Origin of the sequence: Streptomyces sp. GbtcB6, from assembly GCF_019091475.1 — a bacterium.
Taxonomy (GTDB): domain Bacteria; phylum Actinomycetota; class Actinomycetes; order Streptomycetales; family Streptomycetaceae; genus Streptomyces; species Streptomyces hyaluromycini.
In genome coordinates this window covers 181,104-203,245 of sequence record NZ_JAGXJL010000014.1, presented here as the reverse complement: position 1 = coordinate 203,245, position 22,142 = coordinate 181,104, and the positions used below count along the sequence as shown (strand labels likewise).

General features: G+C 71.5%; 19 protein-coding genes. 9 read left to right on the top strand and 10 right to left on the bottom strand.

What is annotated here, in order from left to right:
* The first annotated feature begins 113 nt into the window (after positions 1–113).
* Together KVT45_RS24645 and KVT45_RS24640 are read left to right on the top strand one after the other, a co-directional pair.
* A complete protein-coding gene (locus tag KVT45_RS24645) occupies positions 114–635 on the top strand; it encodes a YbaK/EbsC family protein (RefSeq protein ID WP_217550907.1) in 522 nt (173 codons plus the stop codon).
* Positions 632–1,477 (top strand): DMT family transporter, encoded by an 846-nt coding sequence (locus KVT45_RS24640; protein ID WP_217550905.1) that lies wholly within the window; start codon positions 632–634, stop codon positions 1,475–1,477. Before KVT45_RS24645 ends, KVT45_RS24640 begins: the two co-directional genes overlap by 4 nt.
* Positions 1,478–1,706: 229 nt before the next feature.
* Here KVT45_RS24640 and KVT45_RS24635 read toward each other — a convergent pair whose 3' ends face one another.
* Entirely contained in the window at positions 1,707–2,702 is a 996-nt protein-coding gene (locus tag KVT45_RS24635; RefSeq protein ID WP_308310851.1) for a glutamate ABC transporter substrate-binding protein, read from the bottom strand.
* 589 nt (positions 2,703–3,291) lie between these two features.
* Between KVT45_RS24635 and KVT45_RS24630 the strand changes: the two genes are divergently transcribed.
* From KVT45_RS24630 to KVT45_RS24610, 5 genes are all read left to right on the top strand, one after another.
* Complete coding sequence (locus KVT45_RS24630; protein ID WP_217551020.1) at positions 3,292–4,248, top strand: ABC transporter ATP-binding protein; 957 nt, start codon at positions 3,292–3,294, stop codon at positions 4,246–4,248.
* Complete coding sequence (locus tag KVT45_RS24625) at positions 4,245–5,618, top strand: ABC transporter permease (protein ID WP_217550903.1); 1,374 nt, start codon at positions 4,245–4,247, stop codon at positions 5,616–5,618. The genes KVT45_RS24630 and KVT45_RS24625 overlap by 4 nt, the downstream gene beginning before the upstream one ends.
* Before the next feature lie 13 nt (positions 5,619–5,631).
* On the top strand, positions 5,632–8,385 hold the full coding sequence (locus tag KVT45_RS24620; RefSeq protein WP_217550901.1) for an alkaline phosphatase family protein: 2,754 nt from the start codon (positions 5,632–5,634) through the stop codon (positions 8,383–8,385).
* Positions 8,386–8,529: 144 nt separating this feature from the next.
* Positions 8,530–9,411, top strand: coding sequence for an NAD(P)-dependent oxidoreductase (locus tag KVT45_RS24615; RefSeq protein WP_217550899.1), 882 nt, complete (start codon positions 8,530–8,532; stop codon positions 9,409–9,411).
* Positions 9,412–9,502: 91 nt separating this feature from the next.
* Positions 9,503–9,778, top strand: a complete 276-nt coding sequence (locus tag KVT45_RS24610; RefSeq protein WP_217551018.1) for a DUF1876 domain-containing protein — start codon at positions 9,503–9,505, stop codon at positions 9,776–9,778.
* A 109-nt stretch (positions 9,779–9,887) separates the two neighbouring features.
* Here the strand turns inward: KVT45_RS24610 and KVT45_RS24605 are convergent, their stop codons facing one another.
* The 6 genes from KVT45_RS24605 to KVT45_RS24580 form a co-directional block, all read right to left on the bottom strand.
* The gene (locus tag KVT45_RS24605; RefSeq protein ID WP_217551016.1) at positions 9,888–11,057 is read right to left on the bottom strand and encodes a serine hydrolase domain-containing protein; all 1,170 of its coding nucleotides are present in this window, start codon (positions 11,055–11,057) and stop codon (positions 9,888–9,890) included.
* 107 nt (positions 11,058–11,164) lie between these two features.
* A complete protein-coding gene (locus KVT45_RS24600) occupies positions 11,165–11,611 on the bottom strand; it encodes an organic hydroperoxide resistance protein (protein WP_308310850.1) in 447 nt (148 codons plus the stop codon).
* Positions 11,612–11,794: 183 nt separating this feature from the next.
* Positions 11,795–12,280, bottom strand: a complete 486-nt coding sequence (locus KVT45_RS24595) for a MarR family transcriptional regulator (RefSeq protein ID WP_308310849.1) — start codon at positions 12,278–12,280, stop codon at positions 11,795–11,797.
* A gap of 53 nt (positions 12,281–12,333) precedes the next feature.
* Complete coding sequence (locus KVT45_RS24590) at positions 12,334–13,110, bottom strand: energy-coupling factor ABC transporter ATP-binding protein (RefSeq protein WP_217550895.1); 777 nt, start codon at positions 13,108–13,110, stop codon at positions 12,334–12,336.
* Positions 13,098–13,859 carry a cobalt ECF transporter T component CbiQ gene (gene cbiQ, locus KVT45_RS24585; protein WP_217550893.1) on the bottom strand — a complete coding sequence of 254 codons (762 nt, stop codon included), beginning with the start codon at positions 13,857–13,859 and terminating at the stop codon, positions 13,098–13,100. Before cbiQ ends, KVT45_RS24590 begins: the two co-directional genes overlap by 13 nt.
* A gap of 1 nt (position 13,860) precedes the next feature.
* Positions 13,861–14,895, bottom strand: coding sequence for an energy-coupling factor ABC transporter permease (locus tag KVT45_RS24580; protein ID WP_217550891.1), 1,035 nt, complete (start codon positions 14,893–14,895; stop codon positions 13,861–13,863).
* 176 nt (positions 14,896–15,071) lie between these two features.
* Between KVT45_RS24580 and KVT45_RS24575 the strand changes: the two genes are divergently transcribed.
* Positions 15,072–15,419, top strand: coding sequence for an SsgA family sporulation/cell division regulator (locus tag KVT45_RS24575; protein ID WP_217550889.1), 348 nt, complete (start codon positions 15,072–15,074; stop codon positions 15,417–15,419).
* Positions 15,420–15,428: 9 nt separating this feature from the next.
* Here the strand turns inward: KVT45_RS24575 and KVT45_RS24570 are convergent, their stop codons facing one another.
* From KVT45_RS24570 to KVT45_RS24560, 3 genes are all read right to left on the bottom strand, one after another.
* Positions 15,429–17,096, bottom strand: coding sequence for a penicillin-binding transpeptidase domain-containing protein (locus tag KVT45_RS24570; protein WP_217550887.1), 1,668 nt, complete (start codon positions 17,094–17,096; stop codon positions 15,429–15,431).
* Between the two features lie 105 nt (positions 17,097–17,201).
* Positions 17,202–18,812, bottom strand: coding sequence for a penicillin-binding transpeptidase domain-containing protein (locus KVT45_RS24565; RefSeq protein ID WP_217550885.1), 1,611 nt, complete (start codon positions 18,810–18,812; stop codon positions 17,202–17,204).
* Between the two features lie 155 nt (positions 18,813–18,967).
* Positions 18,968–20,758 (bottom strand): dolichyl-phosphate-mannose--protein mannosyltransferase, encoded by a 1,791-nt coding sequence (locus tag KVT45_RS24560; protein ID WP_217550883.1) that lies wholly within the window; start codon positions 20,756–20,758, stop codon positions 18,968–18,970.
* A gap of 142 nt (positions 20,759–20,900) precedes the next feature.
* Here KVT45_RS24560 and rsmI point away from each other — a divergent pair, with 142 nt between their 5' ends.
* Positions 20,901–21,749, top strand: coding sequence for a 16S rRNA (cytidine(1402)-2'-O)-methyltransferase (gene rsmI / locus KVT45_RS24555; RefSeq protein ID WP_217550881.1), 849 nt, complete (start codon positions 20,901–20,903; stop codon positions 21,747–21,749).
* Positions 21,750–22,142 lie beyond the last annotated feature (393 nt).

The window sequence follows — 22,142 nt, the reverse complement described above, 5'->3', positions numbered from 1 at the left end:
GGGTCCGTGGGGACGGGGCGCCCTCACCGGCCTCCTCGTGCCGTGACCGCCTCGGCGCCGCGCCCCGCGTTAACCACTCGCCGTCACTTCCCCGGCTTGGCTAGCGTGCCCCCATGACGACGACAGCCGCCACTGACGCCGATGCCGGGGGCTCCGGTGCCCATCCTCGTTTCGCCGCCGCCCTGGAGGAGCTGGGCCTCGGGGAGCTGACCTCGCGGATCCGGCGGTTCCCGGACGCGACCCGTACCGCGGCCGAGGCCGCCGCTGCGGTCGGGTGCGAACTGAGCGAGATCTGCAAGTCACTGATCTTCGCGGCCGACGGGGTGCCGGTGCTGGTGCTGATGGACGGCGCCTCCCGGGCCGACGTGGAACTGGTCCGCAAGGAACTCGGCGCCGGGAAGGTGACCCGGGCCAAGGCGGACGTCGTACGCGAGGCGACCGGCTACGCCATCGGTGGCGTGCCGCCCTTCGGGCACCGGACACGCACGCGCGTGCTCGCCGACCGGGCACTGCTGCGGCACGACCTGGTGTGGGCCGCGGCCGGCAACCCCCACGCCGTCTTCCCGATCGCGCCCGCCGCCCTCGTGGAGCACGCCGGCGCCACCGTCGTGGACGTGCGCGAGCCCACCGCGTGACCCCACTGGTCACAGCGGCCGTCCTGCTCGCCGCGGTCACGCACGCCAGCTGGAACGCCATCGCCCACCGGATCACCGACAAACTCGTCGGCTCCTCGCTGATCGCCGGCGGAGGCGTGCTGATCGGGCTGCTGCTGATGCCGTTCTGCGCCGCACCGGCGGCCGGCGCATGGCCGTATCTGATCGCCTCCGCGGTCATCCACGTCGCCTACTTCGCGCTGCTGATGCTCTCCTTCCGGCTCGGGGACTTCGGGCAGGCGTACCCGATCGCGCGCGGCACCGCCCCGCTGCTGGTGACGCTGTTCGCCGCCGTGTTCGCGCACGAGGTGCCCGACGCCCCGGCGGCCGCGGGCATCGCCGTGTCCTGCGCCGGGCTCACCGGGGTCGCCCTGTGGGGGCTGCGCGGCCGCCGCCCCGACTGGACGGCGATCGGGGCCGCCCTCGCCACCGGCCTGACGATCGCCGCGTACACCGTCCTGGACGGCCTCGGGGTCCGGGCCTCGGGATCCTCCGTGGGCTACATCGCCTGGCTGATGGCCCTGCAAGGCCTCGTGATCCCGGCATACGCCCTGTACCGCAGACGCGGCGAACTGCTCACCGCGGCCCGCCCGTTCGCGGCCCTGGGGCTGTTCGGCGCCCTGCTGTCCGTCTTCGCCTACGGACTGGTCCTGTGGGCACAGACCCGCGCTGAACTCGCGCCGGTCGCCGCGCTGCGCGAGTCGTCGATCATCGTCGGGGCGGCCATCGGAGCGGTCTTCTTCAAGGAGCGGTTCGGGGCGCCCAGGATCGCGGCGGCCGGTCTGGTGGTCGTCGGGATCGGGTTGCTGCTGCACGCCGGTTGAGCGGCGGGGGAACGGGGGTCGGCCGAGTGCGGGCGGGGTGCCGCAGCCGCCCCGTGACCGGTCCGGCTGGTGGATCCGTATCAGGACCGGCCGCGGGCTCGGAGCCCGCAGAGGCGACCGTCGCATCGGGCCTTGAACATCTGGCCTGGACATCGGGCCTTGGACATCGGGCCTGGACATCGACGACTTCGTGCGATCGCTGGCGGAGGCCCTGGGGGCGCGGGCGTTGTCAGGCGCGGTAGCGTGGTGCGGGCGGGTAGAAGTCCCCGTAGGTGCCCAACCACCGTTCGTGCAGGGCGCGGAGCCTGCCGGTGGAGCGCAGGCGGGCGAGTACGCCGTTGACGAAGCGGACGAGTTCCGGCGACTTCTTCGCGACGGCGATGCCGTGCGGTTCGTAGGTGAACCGCGGGCCGGTGATGCGGGTGGTGGGGTCCTGGGCGCTCAGTCCGGCGAGGACGTTGTCGGTGGTCGACACGGCGGCCACGGCGCCCAGCTGGAGCAGCACGAGGCAGTCGGTCCAGTCGGCGACGGCCACCGGCCGCACTTTCGGGCGGGCGCGGCGCAACTCGTCCAGCGAGGTGGAGCCCTTGGCCGTGCACACCTTCTGCCCGGCGAGATCCGCCAGGTTCTTCACCGGGGAGGTGTCGGGGACGAGGACACGCTGGCCGGAATCGAGGTAGTCGCTGCTGAACAGCACCCGCTCCATGCGCTCGCAGGTGATCGTCATGGAGTGGGCGACCAGGTCGACCTCGCCGCGTTCCAGTATCTCGATGCGCCGTGCGGACGGCACCGTCTTGAACTGCACCCGGTCCGGCCGCCCGAACAGGGCGCGGGAGATCTCCCGTACGAGGTCGATGTCGAGCCCGCTCAGCTGTCCGGTGTCGGAGTCGCGGTAGCCGAAGAGATAGTTGTTCTGGTCCACTCCCACGATCAGCCGGCCGCGAGCGACGATCCGTTCCATCGCCGTACCGCTCGGCATCCGGCCGCCTGGCTCCGGCATGTGGTCCGGCGGCTTCAGCGACCGCAGCCGATCGCAGTTCTCGCCGGTCTCGGCGCTCTCGGCTCGGGTGCCCGCGGAGGCGCTCTCGGCAGGCGCCTGCTTCGCGGCGGGTGAACGACGGTGCGGGGCGGACGAGTCCGCGCAGGACACCGCCAGCGTCATCGCGGCCAGCGACGCCACCACGGCGGGAAGGAGCCGGTGGCGGAACGTGGCCGGGCCCGGCACCCCTTGCCCGCGTGCACCCCCGCACCGCGGAGCAGCGGGCGGTGGCGGACGCCCGGTCCCCGCGGCATCCGACGACGTCCCCGAGGGCCCTCCGGCCGACACACCGGTGTCCGGCCCGGTCTCCGGCCCGGTGTCCGGCGCCGGTACCCCGCCGAGCAGCTGTCCCTCTTCTCCGCTTCCCCGAAGTTCCTTCACGCCGCCCTCGCAGTCCTCGGAAGGGATCCGGAAGACGCCCTACGGCGTCCTGCCTCGTCAGCCACTCGTCGGCGGTGACGCGTTCATGTCTCCTCGCGGTTCCCTCCGTAGCGCGGAACTCCATGTACGAGGCGGACAACTGGCCGTCCTCTGGCTCCGGTCGAGAGGCCAGGCCAAGGAAGGCGCCCCCTCAGTTGTGCCACCGCGCGCTACCCCATACGACTCCGGAGTGTCCATGCGTTGACCGGGTTCGGCCGGAATCCACCTCCTTCTCGGCCGACTTGCCGTTGCCTTGACGAACCGTTCGACGGGCGTTCAGCCATTCGTCTGTGCCTGGGTTGTGTGTTCTCCATAAAGTCCCTGCGGATCGCGGAAGAAGGGACGCATGGGACTCATGGACACACCTCACGCAGTCCGGGCCCGTGGGATCACCAAGTGCTTCGGTGACGTCGTGGCGCTGGACGCCGTGGACCTCGACGTGACACGAGGCCAGATCCACGGTCTGGTCGGGCCGAACGGCGCCGGCAAGACGACCCTGCTCGGGCTGCTGCTGGGGCTGGCCGTCGCCGACGGCGGCCGGCTGGAGATCCTGGGCACCCCGGTCGAGCGGGCGCTCGCCGCCCCCGACGGCGTCGCCGGCTTCGTGGACGCGCCCGGTCTCTACCCCTCGCTGACCGCCCGGCAGAACCTCGCCGCGCTGGCCGCGCTCCGCGGTCTCGGCACAGGGACGGCGGGGACCGCGGGGATCGACGACGTGCTCGCCGAGGTCGGGCTCACCGATGTCGCCGACGACAAGACCCGCGGCTTCTCCCTCGGCATGCGCCAGCGGCTCGGGCTCGCCGCAGCCCTGCTCACCCGGCCCCGGCTGCTCGTGCTCGACGAGCCCGCCAACGGCCTCGACCCGGCCGGCAAGAGACATGTGCACGGCGTCCTCACCCGGCTCGCCGCCGAGGGCACCGGCGTGGTGCTCTCCAGCCATCGGATGGACGACCTGGAGGCGCTGTGCTCCGAGGTCACCATCCTCGCCACCGGACGCGTCGTCTTCTCCGGCCCGCTGAACAAACTGGCCGCCGAGAACCGCGAACTCGACTACCGGCTGCGCACCTCCGATCCCGAGGCCGCGCGCCGGCTGGCCGCCGGCACGGCCGGCATCCGGATCTCCGACCACACCGGCCTCGGCCTGCGGCACGACCCCGACGTGCTCGTCGTACGCGCCCTGGTGCCCGCCCTCGACGAACTCGTCGCGGAGGTCGTGCGGTCGGGTGTCGCGGTGCGCGAACTCGCCCCCGTCGTATCCCCGCTCGAAGCCGCGTTCCTCGCCCTCACCGAGCACCAGGAGGCCGGCCGATGACCACCGCCACCGCTCCCGCCGGCACCGAACCCGCCGGTACCGAACCCGCCCGCGCCCGTCGTGTCCCGGTGTCGCGCGGTTACCGCTTCGAGCTGGTGAAGCTGGTCTCGCAGTGGCGGATCCGGCTGCTGGTGCTCGCCTGCTGGATCGCGCCGGGGCTGTTCGTCGCGGGGGTGAGCCAGCAGAGCACGCTCCCCGCCGACACGCTCTTCGGCCGCTGGATGCACGCGACCGGCTGGGCCGGGCCGCTGGTGATGCTCGGTTTCGCGGGCACCTGGGCGCTGCCGCTGCTGACGTCGGTGGTCGCCGGTGACGTGTTCGCCGCCGAGGACCGGCTCGGCACCTGGCGTCACCTGCTGGTGGCGGTCCGCTCGCCCGCGCGGATCTTCGTGGCGAAGTCGCTGGCCAGCCTCACCGTCATCCTGCTGCTGGTGGCCGGACTGGCCGCGTCCAGCACGCTCGGCGGGCTGGCGTCGGTCGGCGATCAGCCGCTGGTCGGCCTCGACGGCCATCTGCTGTCGTCCGGCGACGCGGCCGGCCGGGTCCTGCTCGCCTGGCTCGCGGCCCTCGCCCCGACCCTCTCCCTGGCCGCTATCGGACTGCTCGGCTCGGTCGCCCTCGGCCGCTCCCCGATGGGCCTGCTGCTGCCCCCGATCGTCGCGCTCGCGATGTCGGTCGCCCAGATGCTGCCGCTGCCCGTCGCCGTGCGCCTGGCCCTGCCCGGCTACGCCTTCATCTCCTGGAACGGCCTGTTCACCAGCCCCGCCCAGCTCGCCCCGCTCCTGACCGGCGTCGCGGTGAGCCTGACGTGGGCGGTGCTGGCCACCGTCCTGGCCTATCTGCTCTTCGTACGGCGGGACTTCACCAACCCGGCCTACGACGGCTCCGGGCGCCGCGCGATCACCCTCGGCGTGCTGCCGCTGGCCGCGCTGACCGCCGTCACCGTCGGGGCGGTCGCCGTGGCCACCCCGTCGACGGGCTCCGGGATCGAGCAGGACAAGGTGCAGAAGTCCCTCGCCACGGTCTTCGCCCACCTCTACCGCCTGCAGACCGAGCAGCTGCACCGGCCCGCCGTCACCGAGGCGCAGTTGAAGGCCACGGCGGCCTGCACCAAGAGCGACGGCCAGGCCGCCCAAGAGGGCGCGGGCAACGACTGGCGTTGCGTAGTGAGCTGGCACCTCCCCGGCGTCACGGCGGTCACGGGGACGGCGATCTACCAGCTCGACATCACCTCGGACGGGCGGTTCGTGGCCGACGGCGACGGTCCCAAGGAAGTCAACGGCTACTTCCTGGTGCGGACCCCGACCGGCGACGCCCCGAATCCGCTGTGGCAGTTCGACGGCAACGTCGACCTGCTCGACACCCACTGAAGGGAACAGTTCCGTGCAGGTAACACGCCAGCGTCGGATCAGCGAGAAGAAACAGTTCAACCTCTTCGGCAGACGCGTCGGCCGCCGCGCCCTGCTGGTCACGTCGGGTATCGCGGTCGCCCTCGGCGTCACGGGCACCGCGGTCGCCTCGACGTACCAGTTCGGCACCCAGCAGGTCGGCCAGACCACCGCCAACGGGCAGGTCGTCTCCGCCGATCAATACATCAACCCGTACGGCAGCCGTACGGTCATCAACGACGGCAAGATCATGTCGTCGACGGTCAGCCCGGACGGCACCCACCTCGCGGCCTCGGTCGCCGACGGCGACGCCTCCCTGGTCGTCGTGGACCTGGCGACCGGTCAGGTCACGCAGAAGATCGGCACCAACGCGGCCGACAACCTGCGCATCAGCAGCGGCGCGGTCGGCCAGGAAGGCCCGACCTACTCTCCCGACGGCAAGCAGCTGTGGCTGGGCCAGGCCAACGGCTACACGAAGTTCACCGTCAACGCCGACGGCACCCTCGCGAGCCCCACGGCCGTACCGATCGCGGCCGACGGCTCCAAGCAGGCACTGGTGGGCGCGGCCGTGTTCTCGGCCGACGGCTCCACCGTGTACTCCGCGGTCAACGGTGAGAACAAGGTGGTCGCCATAGACGCGGCGACCGGCACGATCAAGCAGACCTGGGCGGTCGGCAACGCCCCGCGCGGTATCGCCCTGGTCGGCGGCAAGCTCTACGTCAGCAACGAGGGCGGGCGCCCGGCCAAGGCCGGCGACACCACCATCAACTCCTACGGCACCGACGTGGTGGCGAACCCGAAGACCGGCGCCTCCACCACCGGCACGGTCAGCGTCATCGACACCGCGGACCCGTCCGCCGCCGTCGACACCATCGACGTCGGCCTGCACCCGACCGCCGTGTACGCGAGCAAGGGCGCGGTGTTCGTCACCAACACCGCCGACAACAACGTGTCGGTCATCGACACCCGCAAGGACAAGGTCGTCCAGACCATCTCCACACAGCCGTGGCCGGAGGCGTCCGTCGGCTACGAGCCGAACGCGGTGACGCTCACCGACGACGGCCGGCTCCTGGTGACCCTCGGCCGCGCCAACGCGGTCGCCGTCTACCGCTACACCTCCGCGCAGCAGCCCGCGCGGTACGTCGGTCTGCTGCCCACCGACTACTTCCCGTCGGGGATCACCGCCCTCGGCAAGAAGGTCGTCGTCGCCAACACCCGCGGCATCGACGCCCTCCGTCCCGACGCCGCCGGGCACAACACGCACGACACCACGTCGAGCCTCACCCAGTTCACGCTGCCGAGCGACCAGGTCGTCAGGTCCGAGACCGCCAAGGTGTTCAAGCAGAACGGCTGGACGTCCAACTCGGTCAAGACGGCCAAGGGCAACAGCGACAAGAAGGCCGTCCCGGTCCCGAAGCGGATCGGCGACCCGTCGACGATCAAGCACGTCTTCCTGCTCGTCAAGGAGAACCGCACCTACGACCAGGTCTTCGGCGACCTCCCGCAGGGCAACGGAAACTCCGCGCTCACCCAGTTCGGCGAGAACGTCACGCCGAACCAGCACGCACTGGCCCAGCAGTTCGGCCTGTACGACAACTTCTACGACATCGGCACCAACTCCGCCGAGGGCCACAACTGGCTGATGCAGTCGGACAACCCGGAGTACACGGAGTCGTCGGCAGGCGAGTACACCCGCAGCTACGACACCGAGAACGACGTCCTCGGCCACCAGAAGACCGGGTTCCTGTGGACCGGTGCGCAGGCGGCCGGCCAGACCGTCAAGGACTTCGGCGAGTTCCAGTCGTACGAGAGCAAGCCGGCCGGTGCGAACTGGCAGAACCTGTACTGCGACAGCAAGAACATGGCCGCGACCGGGGCGCAGACCGCCTACCCCATCAAGACGGGCTCGGCGATCCCCTCGCTGAACGACGTGTCGGTGCAGGGCTTCCCGCTGTTCGACCTCGACGTCCCGGACATCTACAAAGAGCAGATCTGGAAGCAGGACTTCGAGAAGAACGGCCCGGCGAACCTGAACATGTTCTGGTTCTCCAACGACCACACCGGCGGCCCCGCGAACGCGGCCGCCGAGGTCGCCGACAACGACCTGGCGGTCGGCCGGATGGTCGACGAGATCACGCACAGCAAGTACTGGAAGGACTCGGCGATCTTCGTCGTCGAGGACGACTCCCAGGCCGGCCTCGACCACGTCGACGGCCACCGCGCCCCGGTCCAGGTCATCAGCCCGTACGCCCAGCACGGCACGGTCGACGACCACTACTACTCGCAGATCACCATGGTCCGCACCATCGAGCAGATCCTCGGGGTGCACCCGATGAACCAGCTCGACAGCGCGGCCACCCCGATGTACGGGGCGTTCACGAAGAAGCCGGACGACACGCCGTTCACCGCGGTCCCGAACCGGACCTCGCTGACCCTCGGCGTGAACCCGCAGCCGAGCTGCGGCTCGGACACCCCGGCGGCCCAGGACGCCCAGGCGGCGGCCGCGCCGACGTCGGTCTCCGTCCCGGCGGCCGAGAAGTCGGTCGCGGCCCAGTGGCAGACCTGGGCCAAGCACCAGCGGCTGACCGGCAAGAACGCCGTGCCGGACTACGCGAACCCCACCCAGATGAACCGTTACACCTGGTACCAGACCCACAACTGGACCAAGCCCTACCCCGGCGACAAGAAGGTCTACGCGCCGAACGACGTGCCGGGCGCCTACCTCCCGTCCGCGGAGAACGACGGCTGACCCAGCCCGCTCGACAGCCCGCTCGACGTCAAGGGACCCCGGCCACCGGACCGGGGTCCCTGCGCTTTCCGCCGCGCTGCCGCGCGCCCGCCGGCCCGCGGTACGCCAAGCTTGCTGCGGAACGTACGAGGACAGGGAGACGTCATGACCGACAAGCCGACCGTGGGCATGCTGGGCACCGGCATCATGGGCGCCGCGATGGCCCGCAACCTCCTCAGGGCCGGGCACACCGTCCGCGCGTGGAACCGCACCCGAGCCAAGGCCGAACCCCTCGCGGCCGACGGCGCCCAGGTCACCGACACACCGGCCGAGGCCGTCGAGGGCGCCGACGTCGTCCTGACCATGCTGTACGACGGCGCCACCGCGCTGGAGACGATGCGCGAGGCGGCCGGCGCGCTGCGCCCCGGGGCCGTCTGGGTGCAGTCGACCACCGCGGGCCTCGACCAGATCCCCGAACTCGCCGCCTTCGCCCGCGAGCACGGCCTGGTCTTCTACGACGCCCCGGTCCTCGGCACCCGCCAGCCCGCCGAGGCCGGACAGCTCACCGTCCTGGCCGCGGGGCCCGAGCAGGGCCGGGAGACGGTCACGCCCGTCTTCGACGCGGTCGGCGCCCGCACGGTGTGGACCGGGGACGACGGTTCCTCGGCCGCCGCGACCCGGCTCAAGCTGGTCGCCAACAGCTGGGTCCTCGCGGCCACCGCCGCGACCGGCGAGGTGGTCGCGCTGGCGCAGGGTCTCGGCGTGGACCCGCAGCGCTTCTTCGACCTGATCGCGGGCGGCCCCCTCGACATGGGCTACCTGCGGGCCAAGGCCGGGCTGATCCTCGACGGCGGGCTGACCCCGCCGTCGTTCGCGGTGGACACCGCCGGGAAGGACGCCCGGCTGATCGTCGCCGCCGGCGCGAGCCACGGCGTGCGCCTGGACGTCGCCGAGGCGGCCGCCGAACGCTTCGCCCGCGCCGCCGCCCAGGGACACGCCGACGAGGACATGGCCGCCGCGTACTTCGCCAGCTTCGACGGCAGGTAGCGAGGCGAAAGGGCCTGCGCCGACGTGACGGCCCGGGCCCCGAGGGAGCACCCTGGAAGCAGCGATTCCGGAGGTGGACCCCATGATGAACATGATGAAGACCGCTGTGGGATGGCACGTCGAGATGGAGTTCCTGGAGGACGACACGCACACGCGCGCGGTGGCCCTGGTCCGTCTGCCCGACGGCACCGAGGTACGGGCGCACGGCCACGCGAGCCGGCACGAGTCCGACAGCAACCAGCCCAGAGTCGGCGAGGAGATCGCCGGCGCCCGCGCCCTCAACGAACTGGCCATGCAGTTGCTGTCCAAGGCGCACGGCGAGATCGACGCGGTGTCGGGGCGGCACTCGCACCCGATCAACGTGTGAGAAGCGCGGGAGCACACGGCAGCGCAGGCGCGTACGACAGCGCAGGCGTGTGCGGCAGCGCAGGCGCGCACGGGGGCGCGTGCGGGGCGTGCGGTGGCGTGTTCGGTGGTTACGAAAGCGCCGTGCGCACCGCGCGCACCAGCGCCTGCGCCCGTGGGTCTGCCGTCACGCTCTTGCGGAAGCCGTTGGTGACATAGCCGAAGGCGATGCCCGACTCGGGGTCCGCGAAGGCGAGCGCGCCGCCGCGGCCCGGGTGCCCGAAGGAGGCGGGGGAGAGCAGCGGGGACGCGCTGCCGTGCAGCATGTAGCCGAGCCCGAAGCGGGTGGAGATGACCAGCACCCGGTCAGGGCCGGCCGACTGCTCGGTGCGGGCCAGCTCCGCGGTCTCCGGGGTGAACAGCCGCCTGCCGCCGTCGACCTCGCCGATCAGGGAGGCGTAGAAGCGGGCCAGGCCGTCGGCGGTGGCGATGCCGTTGGAGGCGGGGAGGGCGGCCGCACGGTAGCCGGGGTCGTTCTCGTCCGGGAGCGGGCTGATCGCGCCGAACGCCCGGCGGGTCAGCGATGCGGGGTCGGCGTACGCCTCGGAGACGGCGCGCTTGGGCCGGGTCCGGAGCGTGCCCGCGGTCTCCGGCGCCGCCACCGGCCCGACGCGCCCCACGCGCCCCTGCTCCGCCGCGGGGAGCCCGAGCCACAGCTCGGCGCCGGCCGGCCCGGCGATCTCGTCCGCGATCCACTCGCCGACGGTCCGCCCGGTCACCCGCCGCACCAGCTCACCGGTCAGCCAGCTGTACGTCTGTGCGTGGTAGCCGTGGTCGGTGCCCGGCTCCCACACCGGCGCCTGCGCCGCCACCGCGGCCGCGCCTAGGTCCGGGTCGGCGGCCTCCGCGGGCGTGAGCGGCCGGTCAAGGACCGGCACGCCCGCGCGGTGCGCGAGCAGCTGCCGCACCAGCGTCCGCTCCTTGCCGGCCGCCTTGTACTCCGGCCAGTACTCACCCACCGGCGCGTCCAGGTCCAGCTCCCCGCGCTGGCGCAGAAGCAGCAGTACGGCGGCGGCGACGCCCTTGGTCGCCGAGCGCACGATCTGGGCGGTGCCGTGCTCCCACGGCACCTTGCCGGCGTCCCCGTCGAAGTCCCGGGCGCCGCCCCACAGGTCGACGACCCGGTGCCCGTCCCGGTACACGGCCACCGCCGCGCCCCGGTCCCCGAGCAGCCCGAAGTTGCCTGCGAACGCGTCCCTGACCGGCTCGAAGCCCTCGGCCACAGTGCCGTGCACGTCCACGCCCACGTCCGGATCCCTCCACCCACTTGCTCGCGACAGTGAGTGAAACATGGCCGTGCGGCCTTGGATTCCTCGGTACGACGTGGTCTGCAGCACGTGCCCCGGGGTCAGCCGAGCACGATCGTGACCTCGATGTTCCCGCGCGTCGCGTTCGAGTACGGGCACACCTCGTGGGCGGCGTCCACCAGCTTCGTCGCGATGTCCGCGTCCACCACCGGCAGCGAGACGCTGAGGGCGACCGCGAGGCCGTAGCCGCGCTGCTTGTTGGGGCCGATACCGACCTTCGCGGCGACCGTGGAGCCGGTCAGGTCGTAGCCCGAGCGGTTGCCGACGAGGATCAGCGCGTTGTGGAAACACGCGCTGTAGCCCGCCGCGAACAGCTGCTCGGGGTTGGTGCCGTTGCCGTCCCCGCCCAGCGCCGGAGGCATCGCCACCTTGAGCTCGATCTGGCCGTCCTGACTGGTGACATATCCGTCCCGGCCGCCGTGCGCGGTCGCCTCGGCGACATACATGATCTTCGTCGGACGGGTGTCGACAGCGGCGCCTTCGATCACGGCGGGACCTCCCCCAGGACAGAAACAGTGGTGGGCAACACAGAAGTGTGCAAGCACATCGTGCACAAGGTACCGACCGGTAGGAAGCCCTGGGAGGGGCAGGGGGGTGGAAACCGTGGGTAACAGGAGCCGGGGAGCGGAGTGCGCCGCGGAGTGCAGCGCGAAGTGCCCGCGTGCGCGCTGTTACGAGGGGCGTGCGGCCGCCCTGCCCGCCCGCTCCGCGAGCTCCCGCAACTCCTCGCGCAGCCGCGCCACGTCGGCCCCGTCCAGCCCGGTCGTCGTGAGCAGGGCGCCGGGGATGCGCGCCGCGCGCTCCCTCAGTTCCTCCGCGCGCTCGGTGCAGGCGACGAGCACCGAGCGCTCGTCCCGCTCCGAGCGCTCCCTGCGCACCAGACCCGCCCCCTCCAGCCGCTTCAGCAGCGGCGACACCGTGCCGTAGTCCAGCCGGAGCGCCTCCGCCAGCTCCTTCACCGTGGTCTCGCCCCGCTCCCACAGGACGAGCAGCACGAGGTACTGCGGGTAGGTGAGCCCGAGTTCGTCGAGGAGCGGGCGGTAGGCGGCGGTCACGGCGCGCTGCGCGGCATACAGGGCGAAGCACAGCTGGTCGTCCAGCCGCGGCGCCCCGGTGAGCGGCCCGGCGAGCGGCCCGGCGTCCTCTTGATGCGTCACGCGCCCATTGTCACGGATGCGCGGACGGGCCGGACGGCCGTCACGGAAACGCGTCATTCGCTCCCGCGCCCCGCCGTCGCCGCGCGCGGGTCGAAACCGAAGGGCAGTTCCAGCCGGTGGGCACGCATCAGGGTGTCGTCGCAGAGGAGTCCGGCGGTGGGCCCGTCGGCGGCGATCGTGCCGTCACTCAGGATCAGGGCGCGCGGGCACAGCTCCAGGGCGTACGGCAGATCGTGGGTGACCATCAGGACCGTCACGTCCAGGGAGCGCAGGATGTCGGCGAGTTCGCGCCGGGAGGCCGGGTCGAGGTTGGAGGAGGGCTCGTCCAGGACGAGGATCTCCGGCTCCATGGCCAGGACGGTCGCCACCGCCACCCGGCGGCGCTGCCCGAAGGACAGGTGGTGGGGCGGGCGTTCGGCGAAGCCGGCCATGCCGACCCGGTCCAGGGCGGCACGCACGCGTGCCTCCAGTTCCGCGCCCTTCAGGCCGGCCGCCGCCGGTCCGAACGCCACGTCCTCGCGGACCGTCGGCATGAACAGCTGGTCGTCCGGGTCCTGGAAGACGATGCCGACCCGGCGCCGGATCTCCGCCATGTGCCGCTTGCCGACCGGCAGTCCGGCCACCGTCACGGTGCCCGTGCCGCCGCTCAGGATGCCGTTGAGGTGCAGCACGAGGGTGGTCTTCCCGGCGCCGTTCGGCCCGAGCAGCGCGACCCGTTCGCCGCGTGTCACGGAGAAGTCCACGCCGAACAGGGCCTGGTGCCCGTCCGGGTAGGCGAAGGCGAGGCCGGAGACCTCCAGGGAAGCGGGAGCGGTGGTCACAGGGCCCATCCCAACGCGCAGACGGCAAGGGCGGACAAGGGCAGCGCGAGGGCGTGGGACCACTGCGCCCGGGACGCGGTCACCTCGTCGATGACCGGCATCGAACCGGCGTACCCCCGGCTCACCATGGCCAGGTGGACGCGCTCGCCGCGCTCGTAGGAGCGGATGAACAGCGCGCCCGCGGACTTCGCGAGCACACCCCAGTGGCGCACGCCACGCGCCTCGAAGCCGCGCGACTCCCGGGCGATCCGCATCCGGCGCATCTCGTCGGTGATCACGTCGCCGTAGCGGATCATGAAGGAGGCGATCTGGACGAGCAGCGGCGGCAGCTTCAGCCGCTCCAGGCCGAGGAGGAGCGCGCGCAGCTCCGTGGTGGCCGCGAGGAGGACGGAGGTGGCGACGCCCAGAGTGCCTTTGACTAGAACGTTCCAGGCGCCCCACAGGCCGTTCACGCTGAGCGAGAGGCCCAGCACGCCGACCCGCTCGCCCTCCGCGACGAACGGCATCAGCACCGCGAAGGCCACGAACGGCACCTCGATCAGCAGCCGCCTCAGCAGGAAGCCGGCGGGCACGCGCGCGTGGTGCGCGACGCACGCGAGCAGCACGGCGTACAGCGCGAACGCCCACATCGCCGTGCGCGGGGTCGAGACCACCACGACCACGAAGGCGAAGGCGGCGGCGAGCTTGGTGTGCGGCGGAAGCGCGTGCACGGGGGAGTGCGCGTGCCGGTAGAGCCGGTGTGCGTGCCCTGCACCCATGTCAGCGTGCCTCGGCCGGGGCGCTCGTACGGCGCCTGCGCACCGCCCAGAACACCGCGCTGCCCGCGACGACGGTCGTGCCGACCCCGATGACGCCCGCCAGGCCGCCGGAGAGCCGGGCGTCGGAGACGTCCTCGACGCCGTAGTCGGCGAGCGGGGAGCCGGCCGCGGCGTGCTCCTCGGTCTTCGTGTCGATGCCCTGGTCGTGGGCGACCTTCTCCAGGCCGTCGGGGCTGGCGGAGGCGTAGAAGCTGACGAACCCGGCGAGCACCAGGGAGGTCACCAGACCGCTGATCCACAGCGCGCGACGGGAGGTGCGCGCCGCCACCGGCGCGGCCGGCTCCGGCGCGTCCACCAGGACGCCGTTCACGCGCAGCCTCAGCCCCTGGCGCAGGCCGCGCGCCCCGTACACCAGGTCGGGGCGTACGGCGACGACCGCGCCGACCGTGAGGGCGGTGATCGCGGCCTCGCCGACGCCGATGAGGACGTGCACGCCGATCATCGCGCCGGCCACCTTGCCGATGGCGACGTCGGTGGTGCCGCCGACCGCGTAGAGGAGCGTGAAGGCGACCGCGGCGGCGGGCACCGAGAGCAGGGCGGCGACGAAGGCGGCGGCGGTCACCGAGCGCCTGCCGCGGGGCAGGACCTTCAGCAGGGCGCGGAAGACGGCGTACGCGACCACGGTCGTCACGATCGCCATGTCGGTGATGTTGACGCCGAGCGCGGTCAGCCCGCCGTCCGCGAACAGGATGCCCTGCATCAGCAGCACCACGGACACGCACAGCACGCCCGTGTAGGGGCCGACGAGTATCGCGGCCAGCGCCCCGCCCAGCAGATGGCCGCTTGTTCCGGCCGCGACGGGGAAGTTGAGCATCTGTACGGCGAAGATGAACGCCGCCACCAGACCGGCCAGCGGCGCCGTGCGCTCGTCGAGTTCACGGCGGGCGCCGCGCAGGCCGACCGCGAGGGCGCCGGCCGCGACCACGGCGGTGACCGCGGAGGTGGGGGCGTCGATGAATCCGTCAGGTACATGCACGGTCCGATTTTAGGGTCCTATTGCGAAGCTTTTGCAAGAGCGAGAAGGTCGTCACATGCGGAATCGCATGCGGGGTACGGGGGCTCCCGCAAGCGCATTCTGGAAAATGTGCGACATTGGATAAGAAAGCGGATGCACAGCTTTCGCACAGATCACGGAGCGTAAAGGGCAGTCCGATGTCTGTAGTCGAGCAGTATGCGCGAGCCCACATCGTCACGGACGAGGACCCGCAGGAGGAGCCGCCCGCGGTGCCCGTCGTCCTGCGTTACGACTCCGATGCCGACCCGAGGACGGTACGGGTCGGCCTCCCCGGCACGGACGAGTGGACGTTCTCGCGCTCGCTGCTGGAGCAGGGCCTCAGGGCGCCCGCGGAGAGCGGTGACGTACGGGTGTGGCCGCTGGGGCGGGTCCAGGCCGTGGTGGAGTTCCACTCCGACCACGGCACGTCGGTGGTGCAGTTCGAGTCGAAGGCCCTGCTGCGCTTCCTCCGGCGGACCTACATGGCCACTCCTGTGGCCGGCTGACACTCCCTGCTACAGCGAGGACCCCAGCTTCAGCAGGGCCGCCACGATCGGTCCGGCCGTGTCGCCGCCGTGGCCGCCCGCCTGGACCACGCCCGCGGCGGCGAAGTCGCCGCAGTACGCGGTGAACCAGCCGTTCGGCTTCTTCTGGCCGTCGACCTCCGCCGAGCCCGTCTTGGCGCCGCAGCTCGAACTCAGGCCCGACATCGCCTTGGCCGCCGTGCCGTACCCCGCCGTGTACTGCATGACCTCCTTCAGCTCCGACTGCGTCTTCGACGACATCGTGCGCGAGGCCTTCGCGATCGTCCGGTTGTCGACGCTGGGGGCGACCAGGTACGGCTGGTGGAAGGTGCCGGTGTCCACCGTGGCCGACACCGACGCCATGTTCAGCGGGTTCATGCGCACCCCGCCCTGCCCGATCAGCGAGGCGCCCATCTGCGCGCCGCTCTGCACCGGGACCGAGCCGTCGAAGGTCGGGACGCCGATGGCCCAGTTGTTCATGCCCAGGCCGTAGACCTGCTGGGCCTCCGTCGTCAGGTCGCTGTCGGACAGCTTCGGCGCGAAGTCGATGAAGGCGTTGTTGCAGGAGGCCCCGAAGCTCAGCTTGAAGGTGCCCTGCTTGATCTCGGAGTCGTCGTCGTTGTGGAACGTCCACCCGGCGAGCTTGTACGTCTTCGGGCAGGGGTGCGACGCGTCCGGGGTGATGAGCCCCTTCTCGAACAGCATCGTCGACGTGATGATCTTCATCGTGGAGCCGGGCGCCAGGGAGCCCTGGAAGGCCACGTTGAAGCCGTGGCTGGAGTTGGCGACGGCGAGGACCTCGCCGGTCGACGGGCGCATCACCACGACCGAGGCGTTCTTCTGCGTGGTGACCTGTTTCTCGGCGGCCGCCTGCAGGGTCGGGCTGAGCGTGGTCTTCACGGTGCCCGGCGTGCCCTTGCTGAGCTCCAGGAGCGTCTTGTCGGACAGCTTCGCCTTCTCGGCCGCCTTGCCGCGCACCACGCGCAGTTCGACGCCCGCCTTGCCGCCGGCCTTCTTGCCGAACTTCTCCCGCAGCCCGTCCAGGACCGAGCCCAGTGACGGGTACTTGGCGGTGGTGATCTCCCCGCCGTCGCGGTCCAGGGCCTTGATGGGCGGGGTGCCGGACTCGCCGGTGACCAGGGTGTCGCCGTCCGAGAGGTCCGGGTGGACGACCGCGGCGTGCCAGTTCACCACCGGCTTGCCGTCGCTCTTCCGCCGGACGACGGTGAACGCGGAGTCGTACGACAGCGGCTTGCTGACGCCCTTGTACGACACCGTCGCCTTCACGGAGAACGGGACCTTGTCGCCGGTGCGGGTGCCCTCGGTGAGGGTGACGCCCTTGACGTGGGCGTCCTTGGCATAGCCGGTGAGGAGTCTGATGCAGGCCTTGCTGTCGTCCGTGACGGCGGCGGCCTGTGTGACCTTGCCGTGCTGCCAGGACGCCAGGAAGGTGCGCGCCGTCGTCTGCACCTCGGTGGCGGACAGCGGGCCGGTCTTCACGGGCTTGTGCTCGGCCGTGGTCGACGCCGCGTCGGCCGCCCCGCCGCCGTACAGCGCGTACAGGCCGAAACCGGCCCCGCCGACGACGACGGCGATCATCCCGCCGATGACGGCGGGTCTCTTCTTCCGTCGTTCGACGACGCGCCTTCTCTTGCCCACAGTCCAGTTCCTCCGCGCACTTCCCCCGGGGTCCCCGTCGCCCCGTAGCCCTCACGCTCCCCAACGACTGCACCAAGCCTAGAGTCCCGGCCTGTGGGAGTGACGTCAGCCACCGATCCGTAGCACACTCGCGACAATCGGTCCGGCCGCGTCGATGCCGTGGCCGCCGTCCTGGGTCATGGCCGCGGCCGCGACGTCGTTGCGGTAGCCGGCGAACCAGCTGTTCGACTTGGACTGGCCGTCGACCTCCGCCGACCCCGTCTTGGCGCCGATGCTGCCGGTCAGCCCGCGCATCACACCGGCCGCGGTGCCGCTGGTCGCGGTGCGGTTCATCATGGCGCGCAGCTGGCCGGTCGTGGCGGGCGACAGGCCCTTCGCGGTGGCCAGTTCACGGCCGTCCAGCTTCTGCGGGACGAGCACCGGCTGCCGGAAGGTCCCCGTCATCGCGGTCGCCGCCACCGACGCCATGTTCAGCGGGCTCATCTGCACCTGGCCCTGGCCGATCAGGTTGGCCGCGGTGTCCGGGCCGCCGGAGGCGGGGACCCGGCCGTCGAAACTCGGGATGCCCACCTTCCAGTTGTTCTTCCCGAGCCCGAACCGGTCCTCGGCCTCCTTGGTGAGCGAGTCGACCTGGACCGAGTCCGCGTACTTCACGAACGCCGTGTTGCAGGAGCGCGCGAAGCTGTCCGAGAGGGTGGCCTTGAGGTCCGGCTGAAGTCCCTTGAGGTTGCTGAAGGTCTGGCTCTGCCAGGTCGCGGTCGGCGGGCAGGGGGCTGGACCTGTGGCCGTCGTCAGCCCTGTGTCGATCAGGGTGGCCGCGCTGATGATCTTCATGGTGGAACCGGGCGCCAGCTCGCCGAGGAAGGCCGCGTTGAAGCCGTCCTCGCGGTGGTTGGCGACCGCCAGCACCTCGCCGGTGCTGGGCTTGACGGCCACCACCGACGACTCGGCGTACTTCGTCACGGCGGTCTCGGCGGCGGCCTGCACGCGCGCGTCGAGCGTCGTCTGCAGCTTGCCGGCCTTCCCCTCCGCGAGGGTCAGCAGCGTGGTGTCGGCCGACTCCTCGGACGCGTGCTGGATGACCAGCTCCACGCCGGGGGTGCCGCCCGCCTTGTCGCCGTAGCGGCTGCGCAGTTCGTCCAGGATCGGACCCAGGGACGGGTACTTCTCCTTGGTGAGGACCTTGCCGTTGCGGTCCACGGCCTCGATGGGCGGGCTCGCCGCCTCGCCGGTGGACAGGGTGTCGCCGCGCCGGAGGTCCGGGTGGACCACGGTCGGATTCCAGTCGACGAGCGCGCGGTGCGTGGTCGCGCCGCGCACGATCGTCAGACGGCTCTTGTAGGCGAGCGGTTTCGACTTCCCGCCGTAGGACACGGTCGCCTTCACGCTGTACGGCACGGTGGCGCCGGTCGCCTTGCCGGGCGTGATGTGCACGTCCTTGATGTGCGCCACGTCGCTGAAGGACGTGAGCACGGGTTCGGCGTCGGCGGAGTCGTTCGTGAAGGACGCCGCGGTCACCGACTGGCCCTTCTCCCAGGCCGTGAAGAACTTCTGCGTGGTGTCCTTGATCTCGTCCTTCGTGGGCGGCCCGGTCCGCACGGCCGGTGTGTCGTCGCCGCGGAGCGCCGACAGCACGTTGTAGGCGCCGTACCCGCCCCCGCCCAGCACGGCTGCGCAGACGCCGCCGATCAGGGCGCCCTTGACCCCCTTGCGCATGGTGCGAAATCCCTCCCCGTGAGCCTTTTCCGCATTTTGTGAACGCGTTCAAAAGCTGGTAGTGACTCGCACTGTAGGTCGTTGTGGGGTCCCTGTGACAGGTGTTGGCCGATTATTGGCCGAACTGTTGGCCGAACGGAGATCAGGGATGTGGCTCACACCCAGGTGTCGAGCCACATACGTGAACGCCAGGAGTCGATCGGAATCGCCGTGCCCGTGTACAGCGGCCAGAAGTAGATGAAGTTCCAGGCGATCAGCAGCACCAGCACACCCGCACTCGACGCGCCGACCAGCCGTCGGGTGTCGCTGGAGCCCGGCGGGCCGATGATCGCGCCGACCATCATCGCCACCGCGAGACACAGGAACGGCACGAAGACGACGGCGTAGAAGAGGAAGATCGTGCGCTCCTGGTACATGAACCAGGGCAGGTAACCGGCCGCGATGCCGCAGGCGATGGCCCCGGCCCGCCAGTCGCGGCGGAACGCCCACCGCCACAGGATGTAGGCGATCGCGAAGCAGGCCGCCCACCACAGCAGCGGGGTGCCGATCGCGAGCACCTCACGGGCGCACTTCTCGCCGGCGTCCGACGGGCAGCCGTCCACACCCGGGGACGGCGACTCGTAGTAGTACGACACCGGGCGGCCCAGCACCAGCCAGGACCACGGGTTCGACATGTACGTGTGCGGCGACGAGAGGCCGACGTGGAACAGGTACACCTCGTGCTCGTAGTGCCACAGGCTGCGCAGCCAGTCCGGCAGGAACGTCCAGTTGCCGCCCTTGCCGTCGGTGGCCGCCCAGCTGCGGAAGTAGCCGCCGGTTCCGTCGGTGGGGGACAGGATCCAGCCGATCCAGGAGGCCAGGTAGACGGCGATCGCCACCGGGACCGTCGCCAGGAACGTGATCCCCGTGTCGTGCGTCAGGACCGCCTTGTACGGGTGCCGGGCACCGGCCACCTTGCGGGCGCCGACGTCCCACAACAGCGCCATCAGGCAGAACGCGGCCAGGATGTAGAGGGCGTTCCACTTGGTGCCGAGCGCGAGGCCCAGCAGCAGGCCGGCGGCCCAGCGCCAGGGACGCCACCCGAAGCGGAAACCGTCGGCCACGCGCGCGTCCGGGCGGATCCGGCCGTCCGCGTCGGGCGGCAGCGCGGCCGCCAGCTTCGCCCGCGACCTGTCCCGGTCGATGACCAGACAGCCGAACGCGGCCAGCACGAAGAACATCAGCACGCCGTCGAGCAGCGAGGTGCGGCTCATCACGAAGTGCAGCCCGTCCACCGCCATCAGGCCGCCCGCCAGGCAGCCCAGGAACGTGGACCGGAACATCCGGCGCCCGATCCGGCACAGCAGCAGCACGCTCAGCGTGCCGAGCAGCGCCGTCATGAACCGCCAGCCGAACGGGTTGAAGCCGAAGATCAGCTCCCCGAGCCCGATGACGTACTTGCCGACCGGCGGGTGCACGACGTACGCCGCGTCCACCGGGATGCCGACGTGGCCGGCCTTCTGCAGGATCAGGTCGTTGGCGTTCTTGTCCCAGTTGACCTCGAAACCGCGGTGGACGAGCGCCCACGCGTCCTTCGCGTAGTACGTCTCGTCGAATATCACCGCCTTGGGGCTGCCCAGGTTCCAGAACCGCAGCAGGCCCGCCATCAGCGTCACGAGGAGCGGACCGCCCCAGCCCGACCAGCGGGTGATCCGCTCGGCGAGCACCGGGGGCACCCCCAGGGCGAGCCACAGCCGGGAGCCGGGCTCGGCGTACGGCGGCACCAGGCGGTCGACGATGTCGGCGTGCGCGCCGGAGCCCGAGGCGCCTCTGTCACCGGGGGTGTGCGCCGTGTGCGCCGGGCTGGCCGTGTAGCCGAACCGGCGCAGCCGCTGCTGCCACGTCGGCCGCTCGTCGAGCGCTGCCTGGCCCTGCCGGGTGTCCGTGGAGGACGCGGTACTGGTCACCGCGCCATCGTAGGGAACCGTTCTGTGTGAGTCCCGTGCAATGGGGCTTCGTGGTGGGTTCCTTTGCGTTCACCTCCCCAGGTGCCGGGGGGCGCTGTCCGGTGGGGACGGCGCTGTCGGTGGCGGCTGCGAGGATGGAGGCGTGACTGGAACCCTTGTCCTCGCAGGCACCCCCATCGGCGACGTCGCGGACGCGCCGCCCCGGCTCGTCGCGGAGCTGACCGGCGCCGACGTGATCGCGGCCGAGGACACGCGTCGGCTGCGCTGGCTCACCCAGGCGCTCGGCGTGACGCCCAAGGGGCGCGTGGTGTCGTACTTCGAGGGCAACGAGGCGGCCCGCACACCGGAACTGGTCGAGGAGCTCGTCGGCGGCGCGCGCGTGCTGCTCGTGACCGACGCCGGGATGCCGTCCGTCTCCGACCCCGGCTACCGGCTGGTCGCGGCCGCCGTGGAGAAGGAGATCCGGGTCACGGCCGTCCCGGGGCCGTCCGCCGTGCTCACCGCGCTCGCGCTGTCCGGGCTGCCCGTCGACCGGTTCTGCTTCGAGGGGTTCCTGCCGCGCAAGGCGGGCGAGCGCCGCTCGCGGCTGGCGGAGGTCGCCGAGGAGCGCCGCACGCTCGTCTACTTCGAGGCCCCGCACCGCCTCGACGACACCCTCGCCGCCATGGCCGAGGTCTTCGGCGCCGACCGGCGGGCCGCCGTCTGCCGTGAGCTGACCAAGACGTACGAGGAGGTGCGGCGCGGTCCGCTGGCCGAACTGGCGGTGTGGGCCGCCGACGGGGTGCGCGGCGAGATCACCGTGGTCGTCGAGGGCGCCCCCGAGCGCGGGCCCGAGGAACTCGACGCGGAGGAGCTGGTGCGGCGGGTGCGGGTGCGGGAGGAGGCCGGCGAGCGCCGTAAGGAGGCGATCGCGGCGGTGGCGGTGGAGGCGGGGATTCCGAAGCGGGTGGTGTTCGACGCCGTGGTTGCCGCGAAGCGTGTGGATGGGTGAGGCCGGTTTCGGCGGCGCCGTGGTGGTTGCTCTTGTGTAGTCGTGTGCGGGGTGGTGGGGGCTGGTCGCGCAGTTCCCCATGCCCCTGAAGGGGCGCTCTCGTGCAGGGTGTTTGAAAGAGGGCGCGTCCTGATCTCCGAGCGAGCCGCTTCTCCCCTGAGCGTGCGCCCCTGACCTGCGGTGATGTGTCCTCTGAGCGGGGTGCGTCTCCTCTGAGCGCGCGCCCCACGGGACGGTAAAGCGGGGGCGGGAAACGCAAAGCCCAGCCCTATGCGGCGAGGCCGATTTGGCAAGCAGAATCCAAATCGCCTCCAACACTCGGCAGGCCTGTCGCATTCGCGTCGGTGAAGGCGTCCACTGGTCAGCAGGGACGCACCCGTCCCTCACCCCCAT

Bases quoted from the DNA above. Each gene is read 5' to 3' on its own strand.
- KVT45_RS24575 (WP_217550889.1), top strand. From the start codon at position 15,072: ATGTCTGTAGTCGAGCAGTATGCGCGAGCCCACATCGTCACGGACGAG.
- KVT45_RS24610 (WP_217551018.1), top strand. From the start codon at position 9,503: ATGATGAAGACCGCTGTGGGATGGCACGTCGAGATGGAGTTCCTGGAG.
- KVT45_RS24590 (WP_217550895.1), bottom strand. From the start codon at position 13,110: ATGGGCCCTGTGACCACCGCTCCCGCTTCCCTGGAGGTCTCCGGCCTC.
- KVT45_RS24565 (WP_217550885.1), bottom strand. From the start codon at position 18,812: ATGCGCAAGGGGGTCAAGGGCGCCCTGATCGGCGGCGTCTGCGCAGCC.
- KVT45_RS24625 (WP_217550903.1), top strand. From the start codon at position 4,245: ATGACCACCGCCACCGCTCCCGCCGGCACCGAACCCGCCGGTACCGAA.
- KVT45_RS24630 (WP_217551020.1), top strand. From the start codon at position 3,292: ATGGACACACCTCACGCAGTCCGGGCCCGTGGGATCACCAAGTGCTTC.
- KVT45_RS24645 (WP_217550907.1), top strand. From the start codon at position 114: ATGACGACGACAGCCGCCACTGACGCCGATGCCGGGGGCTCCGGTGCC.
- KVT45_RS24615 (WP_217550899.1), top strand. From the start codon at position 8,530: ATGACCGACAAGCCGACCGTGGGCATGCTGGGCACCGGCATCATGGGC.
- cbiQ (WP_217550893.1), bottom strand. From the start codon at position 13,859: ATGGGTGCAGGGCACGCACACCGGCTCTACCGGCACGCGCACTCCCCC.